Origin of the sequence: Paraburkholderia pallida (genome assembly GCF_004524855.1) — a bacterium.
Taxonomy (GTDB): Bacteria; Pseudomonadota; Gammaproteobacteria; order Burkholderiales; family Burkholderiaceae; genus Paraburkholderia; species Paraburkholderia oxyphila.
The window spans coordinates 972,871-984,783 of record NZ_CP038148.1; the positions used below are offsets into that span (position 1 = coordinate 972,871).

General features: G+C 62.5%; 16 protein-coding genes. 14 read left to right on the forward strand and 2 right to left on the reverse strand.

The annotated features are described in order from the left end of the window. The first annotated feature begins 9 nt into the window (after positions 1-9). The 13 genes from rpsE to dsbD all read left to right on the forward strand — a co-directional run bounded on the left by rpsE (position 10) and on the right by dsbD (position 8,739). Complete coding sequence (gene rpsE, locus E1956_RS04395) at positions 10-528, forward strand: 30S ribosomal protein S5 (RefSeq protein WP_028206522.1); 519 nt, start codon at positions 10-12, stop codon at positions 526-528. Between the two features lie 11 nt (positions 529-539). After that, a complete protein-coding gene (gene rpmD / locus E1956_RS04400; protein WP_007730608.1) occupies positions 540-722 on the forward strand; it encodes a 50S ribosomal protein L30 in 183 nt (60 codons plus the stop codon). Between the two features lie 31 nt (positions 723-753). Next, a complete protein-coding gene (rplO, locus tag E1956_RS04405; protein ID WP_028222618.1) occupies positions 754-1,188 on the forward strand; it encodes a 50S ribosomal protein L15 in 435 nt (144 codons plus the stop codon). A 59-nt stretch (positions 1,189-1,247) separates the two neighbouring features. After that, entirely contained in the window at positions 1,248-2,594 is a 1,347-nt protein-coding gene (gene secY / locus E1956_RS04410; RefSeq protein WP_028222617.1) for a preprotein translocase subunit SecY, read from the forward strand. Between the two features lie 6 nt (positions 2,595-2,600). Next, complete coding sequence (gene infA / locus E1956_RS04415; protein ID WP_004521905.1) at positions 2,601-2,819, forward strand: translation initiation factor IF-1; 219 nt, start codon at positions 2,601-2,603, stop codon at positions 2,817-2,819. A gap of 20 nt (positions 2,820-2,839) precedes the next feature. Further along, positions 2,840-2,956, forward strand: a complete 117-nt coding sequence (gene rpmJ / locus E1956_RS04420; protein WP_027819338.1) for a 50S ribosomal protein L36 — start codon at positions 2,840-2,842, stop codon at positions 2,954-2,956. Positions 2,957-2,991: 35 nt separating this feature from the next. Next, positions 2,992-3,357, forward strand: a complete 366-nt coding sequence (rpsM, locus tag E1956_RS04425; protein ID WP_028222616.1) for a 30S ribosomal protein S13 — start codon at positions 2,992-2,994, stop codon at positions 3,355-3,357. A gap of 28 nt (positions 3,358-3,385) precedes the next feature. Beyond that, positions 3,386-3,790 carry a 30S ribosomal protein S11 gene (gene rpsK, locus E1956_RS04430; RefSeq protein ID WP_006052224.1) on the forward strand — a complete coding sequence of 135 codons (405 nt, stop codon included), beginning with the start codon at positions 3,386-3,388 and terminating at the stop codon, positions 3,788-3,790. Between the two features lie 153 nt (positions 3,791-3,943). Next, the gene (gene rpsD / locus E1956_RS04435) at positions 3,944-4,567 is read left to right on the forward strand and encodes a 30S ribosomal protein S4 (protein ID WP_028213336.1); all 624 of its coding nucleotides are present in this window, start codon (positions 3,944-3,946) and stop codon (positions 4,565-4,567) included. A 125-nt stretch (positions 4,568-4,692) separates the two neighbouring features. Beyond that, positions 4,693-5,670 (forward strand): DNA-directed RNA polymerase subunit alpha, encoded by a 978-nt coding sequence (locus E1956_RS04440; RefSeq protein ID WP_028222614.1) that lies wholly within the window; start codon positions 4,693-4,695, stop codon positions 5,668-5,670. A gap of 124 nt (positions 5,671-5,794) precedes the next feature. Then, entirely contained in the window at positions 5,795-6,187 is a 393-nt protein-coding gene (gene rplQ / locus E1956_RS04445; RefSeq protein ID WP_124153000.1) for a 50S ribosomal protein L17, read from the forward strand. Between the two features lie 220 nt (positions 6,188-6,407). After that, positions 6,408-6,755: a divalent-cation tolerance protein CutA gene (cutA, locus tag E1956_RS04450; RefSeq protein ID WP_197732814.1), complete on the forward strand. Its 348-nt coding sequence runs from the start codon at positions 6,408-6,410 to the stop codon at positions 6,753-6,755. Beyond that, positions 6,748-8,739 carry a protein-disulfide reductase DsbD gene (gene dsbD, locus E1956_RS04455; protein ID WP_134747571.1) on the forward strand — a complete coding sequence of 664 codons (1,992 nt, stop codon included), beginning with the start codon at positions 6,748-6,750 and terminating at the stop codon, positions 8,737-8,739. Before cutA ends, dsbD begins: the two co-directional genes overlap by 8 nt. A 111-nt stretch (positions 8,740-8,850) precedes the next feature. Here the strand turns inward: dsbD and hemB are convergent, their stop codons facing one another. Together hemB and yihA are read right to left on the reverse strand one after the other, a co-directional pair. Next, complete coding sequence (gene hemB, locus E1956_RS04460; protein ID WP_134747572.1) at positions 8,851-9,849, reverse strand: porphobilinogen synthase; 999 nt, start codon at positions 9,847-9,849, stop codon at positions 8,851-8,853. 395 nt (positions 9,850-10,244) lie between these two features. Further along, a complete protein-coding gene (gene yihA / locus E1956_RS04465; protein WP_134747573.1) occupies positions 10,245-10,910 on the reverse strand; it encodes a ribosome biogenesis GTP-binding protein YihA/YsxC in 666 nt (221 codons plus the stop codon). Between the two features lie 234 nt (positions 10,911-11,144). On the opposite strand from yihA, the gene E1956_RS04470 reads away from it, so the two are divergent. Then, positions 11,145-11,816 (forward strand): c-type cytochrome, encoded by a 672-nt coding sequence (locus E1956_RS04470; protein WP_134747574.1) that lies wholly within the window; start codon positions 11,145-11,147, stop codon positions 11,814-11,816. Positions 11,817-11,913 lie beyond the last annotated feature (97 nt).

Genomic DNA, 11,913 nt, shown 5'->3' on the forward strand with positions numbered 1-11,913 from the left:
GAATTCGTCATGGCAAAGATGCAAGCGAAAGTTCAGGCTGACGAACGCGACGACGGCCTTCGTGAAAAAATGATTTCGGTCAACCGCGTGACCAAGGTCGTGAAGGGTGGCCGTATTCTCGGCTTCGCCGCACTGACCGTGGTTGGCGACGGTGATGGCCGCGTCGGTATGGGCAAGGGCAAGTCGAAGGAAGTGCCCGTCGCTGTCCAGAAGGCGATGGAACAAGCTCGCCGCAACATGTTCAAGGTGCCCCTGAAGAACGGCACCCTGCAACACGAAGTGCACGGCAAGCACGGCGCATCGGTCGTCCTCCTCGCTCCGGCGAAGGCAGGTACGGGCGTGATCGCCGGCGGCCCGATGCGCGCAGTGTTCGACGTGATGGGCGTGCAGAACGTCGTGGCCAAGAGCCACGGTTCGACGAACCCGTACAACCTCGTCCGTGCGACGCTGGACGGTCTGCGCAAGCAGTCGACCCCGGCCGACATCGCGGCGAAGCGCGGCAAGTCCGTCGAAGACATTCTGGGCTAAGGGTGGGTACCATGTCTGATAAAACTGTCAAGGTTCAGCTCGTCAAGAGCCTGATTGGGACCCGCGAATCGCACCGTGCCACCGTGCGCGGTCTCGGCCTGCGTCGCCTGAACTCGGTCTCCGAGCTGCAGGACACGCCGGCTGTGCGCGGCATGATCAACAAGGTCTCGTACCTCGTCAAGGTCATCGGCTAAGCGGTCGACCAGAAGACTCCAGGAGTTGAAAATGGAATTGAATAACCTGAAGCCGGCAGAAGGCGCGAAGCACGCAAAGCGTCGCGTCGGCCGCGGCATCGGCTCCGGCCTCGGCAAGACCGCTGGCCGTGGTCACAAGGGTCAGAAATCGCGTTCGGGCGGCTTCCACAAAGTCGGCTTCGAAGGCGGTCAGATGCCTCTGCAGCGTCGTCTGCCCAAGCGTGGCTTCACCTCGCTGACGAAGGAATTCGTCGGTGAAGTGCGCCTCGCCGACATCGAGAAGCTGCCGGTCGACGAAATCGATCTGCTGGCTCTCAAGCAGGCAGGCCTCGTTGGCGAAATGACCCGCAGCGCGAAGATCATCGCCACCGGCGAAATCAAGCGCAAGGTCGTGGTCAAGGGCCTGGGTGCGACGAAGAACGCGCGTGCTGCGATCGAAGCAGCAGGCGGTTCTTTTGCCGAGTGATTGTGAGTGGTGCGTGCGGGCTTGCCCGCCGTCACTAACATCTGCATCGGAGAAGCTACTTGGCTAACAGCCCGAGTCTCGCAAAAACCGGTCGCAGCGCCCCGAAGTTCGGCGACCTGCGCCGGCGTGCAATGTTCTTGCTGCTGGCGTTGGTCGTTTATCGTATCGGTGCGCATATTCCGGTTCCCGGTATTGACCCGGACCAACTGGCGAAGCTCTTTCAGAGCCAGTCGGGCGGCATCCTGGGCATGTTCAACATGTTCTCGGGTGGCGCACTGTCTCGCTTCACGATCTTCGCGCTGGGTGTGATGCCGTATATCTCGGCGTCGATCATCCTGCAGCTGATGGCGATCGTCTCGCCGCAGCTCGAGGCGCTGAAGAAGGAAGGGCAGGCCGGACAACGCAAGATCACGCAGTACACGCGGGTCTTCACGGTGGTGCTGGCAACCTTTCAGGCTTTCGGCATCGCGGTCGCGCTGGAAAACCAGCCTGGCCTCGTGATCGATCCGGGCATGGTGTTCCGCCTGACGACGGTCGTGACGCTCGTGACGGGCACGATGTTCTTGATGTGGCTTGGTGAGCAGATCACGGAACGCGGGCTTGGCAACGGCATTTCGATCATCATCTTCGGCGGGATCGCAGCGGGCTTCCCGAACGCGATCGGCGGTCTCTTTGAACTGGTTCGCACCGGCTCGATGGGCCCCGTCTCGGCGATCATCATCGTGGCGTTGATCGCGGCCGTGACGTACCTGGTGGTGTTCATTGAACGCGGCCAGCGCAAGATCCTCGTGAACTATGCGAAGCGTCAGGTTGGCAACAAGATTTACGGTGGGCAGTCGTCGCACCTGCCGCTCAAGCTGAACATGTCGGGCGTGATTCCGCCGATCTTTGCATCGTCGATCATCTTGTTCCCGGCAACCATCCTGAACTGGTTCAGTTCGGGATCGCGATCCGGCTGGTTCGCAGACACGCTGCACAATGTGGCCGAAGCCCTCAAGCCTGGCCAGCCTGTGTACGTGTTGCTGTATGCGTTGGCGATCGTCTTCTTCTGCTTCTTCTACACCGCTCTGGTGTTCAACAGCAGGGAAACGGCCGACAACCTGAAGAAGAGTGGCGCGTTCGTACCTGGCATCCGCCCGGGCGATCAGACGGCTCGCTATATCGACCGCATCCTCACGCGTCTGACGCTGGCCGGTGCGATCTATATCGTGTTCGTCTGCCTGCTGCCTGAGTTTCTGGTGCTGCGCTGGAATGTGCCGTTTTATTTTGGTGGAACGTCGCTGCTGATCATTGTCGTCGTCACAATGGACTTCATGGCGCAGGTGCAGTCGTACGTGATGTCGCAACAATATGAATCGCTGCTCAAGAAGGCCAACTTCAAGGGCGGCGGAGTCCCGATGCGGTAAGGACCTATGGCCAAAGACGATGTAATCCAGATGCAGGGTGAGGTCATCGAAAACCTCCCCAACGCGACCTTCCGGGTGAAGCTGGAAAACGGCCATGTCGTTCTAGGGCATATTTCCGGAAAAATGCGGATGCACTACATCCGCATTCTCCCGGGCGACAAGGTGACGGTTGAGTTGACGCCTTACGATCTGTCGCGTGCGCGGATCGTGTTCCGGGCGAAGTGATTTAGAAAAAGGGTAATATCATGAAAGTGATGGCATCGGTAAAGCGCATTTGCCGCAACTGCAAAATCATCAAGCGCAACGGCGTCGTTCGCGTGATCTGCAGCTCGGACCCGCGCCACAAGCAGCGTCAAGGCTGATTAGCGCGCTTGCGCTTTTTGTTTGAGGAAAAACAATGGCTCGTATTGCAGGGGTTAACATCCCGAACCACCAGCACACTGAAATCGGCCTGACGGCAATTTTCGGTGTTGGCCGCACGCGTTCGCGCAACATCTGCGTTGCCGCGGGTGTGCCGTTTGACAAGAAGGTCAAGGACCTGAACGACGCGGATCTCGAAAAGCTGCGTGAGGAAGTGGGCAAGTTTCTCGTCGAAGGCGATCTGCGCCGTGAAGTGACGATGAACATCAAGCGCCTGATGGACCTCGGCTGCTACCGCGGCGTGCGCCATCGCAAGGGCCTGCCCCTGCGTGGCCAGCGTACGCGCACCAACGCACGTACGCGCAAGGGTCCGCGCCGCGCAGCACAGTCGCTGAAGAAGTAAGCGGAACTGACAGTTACAGGAAAACGTAATGGCTAAGGCTTCGAACAACTCCGCGGCGCAACGCGTTCGCAAGAAGGTCAAGAAGAACGTCGCCGAGGGCGTGGTTCACGTTCACGCGTCGTTCAACAACACCATCATCACGATCACCGATCGTCAAGGCAACGCACTTGCCTGGGCAACCTCGGGCGGTCAGGGCTTCAAGGGTTCGCGCAAGTCGACCCCCTTCGCAGCTCAGGTCGCAGCCGAGTCGGCTGGCCGTGTCGCGATGGAATACGGCGTCAAGAACCTCGAAGTGCGTATCAAGGGCCCCGGTCCTGGCCGCGAATCGGCGGTGCGCGCGCTGCATGGTCTTGGCATCAAGATCACCGCGATCTCCGACGTGACGCCGGTCCCGCATAACGGCTGCCGTCCGCCGAAGCGCCGCCGCATCTAAGGCGTCGCTTTAGCCGATCGCCTGAGCCGCCGGTTTCGGCGTCCCAGGCTCTCGGCGTTATTGAATTGACTAAGCCCACCGTTCGGTCCAAAGGGCCGGACTAGCGCGAAATCGACTTAGGTCTCGCGTGATCAATTATCGAAGGAAAGCAACGTGGCACGTTATATCGGCCCGAAGGCCAAGCTGTCCCGCCGTGAAGGCACCGACCTCTTCCTGAAGAGCGCACGCCGCTCGCTCGCTGACAAGTGCAAGCTTGACAGCAAGCCGGGTCAGCACGGCCGCACGTCGGGCGCTCGTACGTCCGACTACGGCACGCAGCTGCGCGAAAAGCAAAAAGTGAAGCGTATCTACGGCGTGCTCGAGCGCCAGTTCCGCCGTTACTTCGCGGAAGCTGACCGTCTCAAGGGCAACACCGGCGAAAACCTGCTGCAACTGCTCGAGTCGCGTCTCGACAACGTCGTGTACCGCATGGGCTTCGCATCGACCCGCGCTGAAGCGCGTCAGCTCGTGAGCCACAAGGCTCTGACGCTGAACGGCGTCGTTGCGAATATCCCGTCGATGCAAGTGAAGGCAGGCGATATCGTTGCGATTCGCGAAAAGGCGAAGAAGCAAGCGCGTATCGTCGAAGCGCTGTCGCTGGCTGAGCAAGGCGGCATGCCGGGTTGGGTCGCGGTCGATGCGAAGAAGTTCGAAGGCACGTTCAAGGGCATGCCGGAGCGCAGCGACATCGCTGGCGACATCAACGAAAGCCTGATCGTCGAATTGTATTCGCGTTAATCGGATTGACGGCCGGGGTAGCCTCTGTGCTTCGCGCAGGAGGTGGCCTCGGCTGTTTTTTTCAGGTTGTTGCCATTCTCAGCCTTATCGGTGTAACGAGCCGAGGGTATTGAAAAGGAAAACCTATGCAAACCAGTTTGTTGAAACCCAAGATCATCGCTGTGGAATCGCTCGGCGAGAACCACGCGAAAGTGGTCATGGAGCCGTTCGAACGCGGTTATGGCCACACCTTGGGTAACGCGCTTCGGCGTGTGCTGCTGTCGTCGATGGTGGGCTACGCGCCGACCGAAGTGACGATCGCAGGCGTCGTGCACGAATACTCGACGCTCGATGGTGTGCAAGAGGACGTGGTCAACCTGCTGCTGAACCTGAAGGGCGTGGTGTTCAAGCTGCATAACCGTGACGAAGTGACGGTTACGCTGCGCAAGGAAGGCGAAGGCGTTGTCACCGCTGGCGACATCGAGCTCTCGCACGACTGCGAAGTCATCAACCCGGAACACGTGGTTGCGCATCTGACGAAGGGCGGCAAGCTCGACGTGCAGATCAAGATCGAGAAGGGCCGTGGCTACGTGCCGGGCAACGTGCGCCGCTACGGCGACGAGTCGGCCAAGATCATCGGCCGCATCGTGCTGGACGCGTCGTTCTCGCCGGTTCGCCGCGTGAGCTACGCCGTCGAAAGCGCGCGTGTCGAACAGCGTACCGACCTCGACAAGCTCGTGATGAACATCGAAACCAACGGCGTGATCTCGCCTGAGGAAGCGATCCGCCAGTCGGCGCGAATCCTCGTGGATCAGCTGTCGGTGTTCGCTGCTCTGGAAGGCACGGAAACGGCCGCGGAAGCGCCGTCGCGTGCACCGCAGATCGACCCGATCCTGCTGCGTCCGGTGGACGATCTCGAACTCACGGTTCGCTCGGCGAACTGCCTGAAGGCCGAGAACATTTACTACATCGGCGACCTCATCCAGCGCACCGAGAACGAGCTGCTCAAGACCCCGAACCTGGGTCGCAAGTCGCTCAACGAGATCAAGGAAGTGCTCGCTTCGCGCGGTCTCACGCTCGGCATGAAGCTCGAAAACTGGCCGCCGGCTGGTCTCGACAAGTAAGTCATGTGGCACGGACGCGGATTTTCCTTTAGAATCCGCGTCTTGCCTTTTTCACGTACCGGCCCGTGCCTCATAAAGAGGCGATAGAAGAGCTGGACCAAAACTTTGTTTCAAGGAAATTGAAATGCGTCACCGTCATGGTCTGCGGAAACTGAACCGCACGAGCAGCCACCGTCTGGCAATGCTCCGTAACATGTCCAACTCGCTGATCGAGCACGAAGTCATCAAGACGACGCTGCCGAAGGCGAAGGAACTCCGTAAGGTTGTCGAGCCCCTCATCACGCTGGGCAAGAAGCCGTCGCTCGCAAACCGTCGTCTGGCGTTCAACCGCCTGCGCGATCGTGACTCGGTCACGAAGCTGTTCGACGTGCTCGGTCCGCGCTTCGCGAACCGTCCGGGCGGCTACCTGCGTATCCTGAAGTTCGGTTTCCGTGTTGGCGACAATGCGCCGATGGCACTGGTCGAACTGCTCGACCGTCCGGAAGTCGCGGATGAGAACGTCCAGGAAGCGGAATAAGCTTTCAGTCGCTCAGTCCCAGATTGAGCGGCGCGCAAAAAAGCCAGGCCTAGCCTGGCTTTTTTGTTTTTGGCCGCGGATTAAAACGGCCTGCGGCGCGTTTGCTGTCTGTCACCGGTTCGTACGCTGATGGCGCATGAACGAAGCCAATCGATGCCGGTGGTACGATAACGTTCTGCCTCAGGCGCCCCTGGCTCTCGCGCCGCGGGTGCGGGGCACCATGCCGGAGTTCGTCGTGACCCTCAATGTGACCCTGATGCTGACCACGGTGCCCGACGAGGACACCGCCGAGAAGCTGTCGTCGACTGCGCTCGAGGCGCGCCTCGCGGCTTGCGTGACGCGCCTGGGCGCAGTCCACTCGCAGTACCACTGGCAGGGCAGGATCGAGTCCGGCGACGAGGTCCAGCTGCTTTTCAAGACGAGCCTCGCGCGCGCGGCCGAGCTCGAACAGTTCATCCAGACCCAGCATCCTTATGAGACGCCCGAGATCCTCTCGTGGCAGGTCACGGCGTCGAACGCCTACGGCCAATGGGTCAATGCCGAGACACAGCGCCCCATTCATGTCTAACCGCTTCGATCGGCGCCTGCGCGCCGCGCCGTACACTTCGTTTCTGGCTTTCCTCGCATTCGTAGGCTGCCTGTTGCCGCTGCTGTTCGGTGCGGCGACCGCCCGTGCCGACGACGATTTCCTGCCGCCCGACCAGGCCTTCACGTTCAGCGCGAGTGAAGAGCCCGGAGTCGTCGACGTCCATTTCAAGATCGCCGATGGCTATTACATGTATCGCGAGCGCTTCGCATTCGCGACGCGCAATGGCACGGCCACGCTCGGCGACGCGCAGATCCCGCCCGGCCACGTCAAATTCGATCCGACGTTCAACAAGAACGTCGAAACCTACCGCAAGGAGCTGACGATCCGCGTGCCGGTGAAGCAGGCCAGCGGCGCGTTCGATCTTGCGGTGACCTCGCAGGGATGCGCCGACGCGGGCATCTGCTATCCGCCGGCGGAGCACGTCTACCACGTGAGCGGTGCGGCGCTGCAGGCTGCAGCGGGTGGGCAAAGCGCGGTGCCGGCCGCGGGCGGCAACGGTGCGCAGACTGCTTCGGTTGCCCCTTCGGCGCCAGCGGATGACGCGCAGCAGCCGTGGTACGAACGCGCGACAAGCGCGGACTACGCGCAATCGCTGCTACAAGGCGGCGGCTTCTTCGCCGTGGTCGGCCTGTATTTTCTCGCGGGGATCGTGCTGAGCCTGCTGCCCTGTTCGTATCCGATGATTCCGATTCTGTCGGCGATCATCGTGGGCGAGGGCGCACAGGTCACGCGCGCGCGCGGCTTCACGCTGTCGTTCGTCTATGTGCTCGGCATGGCGCTCGTCTACACGGTGCTCGGGATTGCTGCCGCGCTGGTCGGGCAGAGTCTCGGCGCGTGGCTGCAGAACCCGTGGGTGCTCGGTGCGTTCGCCGTGCTGCTTACCGCCTTTGCGCTGATGCTGATCGCCGGCTACGACATCGCGCTGCCGCAGCGCTGGCAGGACGGCGCGTCTCGCGCCTCGCAGGGACGCTCGGGTGGCAAGTTCGTGGCCGTCGGCGTGATGGGCGCGCTTTCCGCTCTGGTGGTGGGCGCCTGCATGACGGCGCCGCTCTTCGCCGTGCTCGCCTTCATCGCGCACACGGGCAACGCCGTTCTCGGCGGCGCGGCGCTTTTCGCGATGGGGATCGGGCTTGGCGTGCCGCTCATGATTATCGGCTTCGGCGCCGGCACGCTGCTGCCGCGTGCGGGCACATGGATGGACGGCGTGAAGGTCTTCTTCGGCGTCGTGCTGCTTGCGGCTGCGCTTTGGATCGTGTGGCCCGTGCTGGGGGCGAGCGCGCAAATGCTGCTGGCTGCGCTCTGGCTGCTGCTTGCCGCCGCCGCGCTGGGGCTCTTTACGCCGAATGCGAGCGCGTCCAACGTCTGGCGCCGTCTCGGCCGCGGCGTGGGTGCGGCGTTGGCGATCTGGGCCGCGACGCTCATCGTCGGCCTCTCGGCGGGCTCGACCGATCCGCTGCGTCCGCTCGCCGTGCTGGCCGCGCGCGTGGGCGGCGTTGGCAACGGTGCAACGCAGACCGCTGCTGCAGCCGAAGCCGATGCGCTGAGCTTCGCGCCGGTGCGCTCGTCGGCGCAACTCGATGCGGCGCTCAAGGCGGCGGGCAAGCCTTCGATGCTCGACTTCTACGCCGACTGGTGCGTGAGTTGCAAGGAGATGGAGAAGTTCACGTTCAGCGACCCGCGCGTGCAGGCGCGCCTCGCGCAGCTCGGCCTGTTGCGCGCCGACGTGACCGCCAACAGCCCCGACGACCAGGCGCTGCTCAAGCGCTTCGGCCTGTTCGGGCCGCCCGGCATCATCTTCTTCGACGCGAGCGGCCAGGAAGTGCTGCGCGTGGTGGGCTACGAGAACGCGGACAAATTCCTCGCCCGGCTCGACCGCGTGGCGGCGCAGGGGCCGTCGCAGGCACCGTCGGCGTCGGCGGCTCCGGCTCGCTCCACGCTTTCCATCCTCACCGGGAAATCGTAAGTACGCCGCACGGTCGCCCGCGCTACGTTGCACAGCGCGCTGCGCAAACAAAAAGGCACGTCATTGCGACGTGCCTTTTTTGCATGGGCCTCGCGCGAAGCGCTGCGCCGCTTACTTCTGCGCGCGCAACAGTCGGGCGGCGTCGAGCGCGAAGTACGTGAGGATGCCGTCCGCGCCCGCGCGCTTGAACGCGAGCAGCGACTCCATCATGACCTTGTCGTGGTCGAGCCAGCCGTTTTGCGCGGCGGCCTTGAGCATCGCGTATTCGCCGCTCACCTGGTACACGTAGGTCGGGAAGCGGAACTCGTCCTTCACGCGGCGCACGATGTCCAGGTACGGCATGCCGGGCTTGACCATCACCATGTCGGCGCCTTCCTCGATGTCGAGGCGCACTTCGCGCAGCGCCTCATCCGAGTTCGACGGATCCATCTGGTAGGTCATCTTGTTGCCCTTGCCCAGATTCGATGCCGAGCCCACGGCGTCGCGGAACGGTCCATAGAACGCCGAAGCATATTTGGCCGAGTAGGCCATGATCTTCGTGTGGATGTGGTTCTCGCTCTCGAGCATCTCGCGGATCGCGCCGATGCGGCCGTCCATCATGTCCGAAGGCGCGACGATGTCGACGCCCGCTTCGGCCTGCGTGCGCGCCTGCGCGACGAGGATCTCGACCGTTTCATCGTTGATGACGTAGCCGTTTTCGTCGATCACGCCGTCCTGGCCGTGGCTCGTGTACGGGTCGAGCGCGACGTCGCACAGCACGCCCAGATCGGGGAAGCGCTTCTTGAGCTCGCGCACGGCGCGCGGAATCGTGCCGTCGGGGTTGGTCGCCTCGATGCCGTCGGGTGTCTTCAGCGCCGGATCGACGGCGGGGAAGAGCGAGAGCACCGGAATGCCGAGCTCGACGCACTGCTCGGCGACGCCCATCAGCAGATCGATCGAGACGCGCTCGACGCCGGGCATCGATGGCACGGCTTCGCGCACGTTGGTGCCCGCGACCACGAACACGGGATAGATCAGGTCATTGGTGGTGAGGAGGTTTTCTCGCATCAGGCGGCGCGAGAAGTCGTCGTGGCGCATGCGGCGCGGACGATGATGCGGGTAGAAGCTCATGTCGGGAGATTATCTTGAAACAGAGCGCGTCCAGGCGCGCAGGAAACTTTTCAGGACAATGGTATATCATACCGATCGAGCGAGGCGCCTGGCGCCAGACTCCCCGCTTCTCCTCCCTGAGCGGGTGCCTGTCGTTTTTCGATAAGGCTGTTTAACCCGCCGGCATGTACGGCGGGTTTTTTTATGTGCGGCCGAAATGTGCCATGCGTGCCCGCCAGGGGGCGCAAATGTCGTCGAGCGTCCCGATATGTGGGTTTGGGCACATAGCCGTGCAGAAAAGTCGCAGGGGAGGGACGGGCGGCGCAGGGCGCAAATGGGCGGCTTTGGCGACGTGGCCGCCTGATTCGCGGAGCGGCGCGGCGCCTGCGGCAGGCGCGGGCGCGACGGGTTTCGTCTTACTTGGTGGGGGCGGCGGCTTCAGCGGCGTTCGATTTGGCATCGGGCACGATCCAGCTTTCGATGACCTCGTGCGCTTCGTCGAGCCCCACACGCTTGAGCGCCGAAAAGAGCTGCGCGCTCAGCTTCCCTTCATAGCCCGCTTTGCGGTATTCGTCGAAGGCCTTGTTGGTCGTGCGCAGCGCCAGGACGCTCTCTTGACGCGTCAATTTGTCGCATTTCGTGAGAAGCGCGTGGATGGGCTTTCCGGTCGATGCGAACCACTCGATCATGCGTCGGTCCAGCTCGGTGAGCGGACGGCGCGCGTCCATCATCAGCACGAGGCCGGCGAGCTGCGCACGCGTTTGCAGATACACCGAGAGCAGGTGTTCCCAATGCGCCTTCGCGGCTTCCGGCACTTCGGCATAGCCGTAGCCCGGCAAGTCGACCAGGTAGCCTGCGGGATCGTCGGCGTTGCCCACCGAAAAATAGTTGATGTGCTGCGTGCGGCCTGGCGTCTTCGATGCGAAGGCGAGGCGCTTCTGGTTGCACAGCAGGTTGATCGCCGTGGATTTGCCTGCGTTCGAGCGCCCGGCGAACGCGACTTCGGGCCGCGCGGTGGCGGGCAGGTCGCGCAAATGATTCACCGTCGTAAAGAAACGGGCTTGATGCAGCAGGAAGGCCATCGTCAGGACCACATTGTGAAATAAGCGAGGCGGCGGGTCCGCCAGGCCCCGGGATGCCGGGAAGGATTGGGAGATATCGGGGAGAGGCCCGACTGGCGCCGTGGCGCCTTGCGCGCTATTGTACAATGCGATGGTTTACTGAATACCGGCGAAGCCAGCGCGGGGCTTTCGAGGTAGACGGTCGCTGTCGTATTTGCAGAACCTGATTCCCACAAGACGAAACAAGGTGCGCGAATGAATCGACTGGGCAAGTCCTTCAAGTTACTCCAATTTGCGATAGTTGCGACAACGGCAGGTCTTGCAGCAGGTGTTTCGATGATGGCGATGGCAGCCGAGCCGGCTCCGGCCAAGCCCGATCTCGCCCGTGGACAGGCCATTGCAGGGCAAGTCTGCGCGGCCTGTCATGGCGCCGACGGCAATAGCAGCGGCGGCGCGTATCCCAAGCTGGCCGGCCAGCACGCCGAATATCTCGTCAAGCAGCTCAAGGATTTCAAGCCACAGCCCGGTGGCAAGCCCCCTGCGCGTAATAATCCCATTATGGTTGGCTTTGCCAGCGCGCTTTCCGATCAGGATATGATCAACGTCGCGGCCTGGTTCGAGTCGCAGACGCCCAAGCCCGGCTTTGCCCACGACGCGAAGACCGTGCCGGTCGGCCAGAAGATCTGGCGCGCCGGTATCGCCGACAAGGGCGTGCCCGCGTGTGCCGCGTGTCACGGGCCGACGGGGCAGGGCATTCCGGTCCAGTACCCGCGTCTCTCGGGCCAATGGTCGGAATATATCGTCGCGCAACTGCAGGCGTTCCAGCAGCACACGCGCAACAACAACGAGCCGATGCGAGAAATCGCGCACCGTCTCTCGGACGACGAAATCAAGGCTGTCGCCGACTACGCGGCCGGTCTGCATTGAAGCCCGTCTAGCGTCGGGCAGTCGAAGAACAAGAAAAGGGTGTGGGCGCCGCGTCGATGCGGCGGTCCTGCACCCTTTTTTGCTGTCGTGCGCAGCT